Genomic DNA, 501 nt, shown 5'->3' on the forward strand with positions numbered 1-501 from the left:
TGGCGTTGCTGGTGGATCGCGCCGGTACCGTTCTGACCCCCGACCTCCGCGCCGAATTGCAAGGAAGTCTTCTCAACTGACCTTGGGCTCCCCCCACATGAGCACCATCTTCCGCCTCGTCGACCTCATGTTCCGCTCGGAGGAGCTATGATCACCCCGCCACCCTCGCAGGGCTCGTACGGTGCTCAGCATCATTACGGCTCGTTCGACGACGAGGGCGACCAGCCGCTGGTGCGTCCGTACGCGATGACCGGCGGCAGGACCCGGCCGCGGTATCAGCTCGCGATCGAGGCGCTGGTGAGCACGACGGCGGAGCCCGTTCAGCTCCAGGGTTTGTTGCCGGAGCATCAGCGGATCTGCCATCTGTGCCTCGAGGTGAAGTCGGTCGCCGAGGTGTCGGCGCTCCTCCAGATGCCGCTGGGGGTCGCCAGGATCCTGGTCGCCGATCTCGCCGAGGCCGGGCTTGTCGCCATTCACCAGCCGGGCAACGACGCGGAGCCG

Annotated in this window: 1 protein-coding gene and 1 pseudogene; both read left to right on the top strand. The window is 66.9% G+C overall.

All coding sequences use genetic code 11. The annotated features are described in order from the left end of the window. A pseudogene (locus tag DEH69_RS24270) lies at positions 1-80 on the top strand (roadblock/LC7 domain-containing protein); the annotation flags it as partial. A 67-nt stretch (positions 81-147) separates the two neighbouring features. Beyond that, positions 148-501 (top strand): DUF742 domain-containing protein (locus DEH69_RS24275; RefSeq protein WP_181727584.1); only part of this gene is annotated, 354 nt, incomplete at its 3' end.

This window comes from Streptomyces sp. PT12 (assembly GCF_003311645.1).
Classification (GTDB): Bacteria; Actinomycetota; Actinomycetes; order Streptomycetales; family Streptomycetaceae; genus Streptomyces.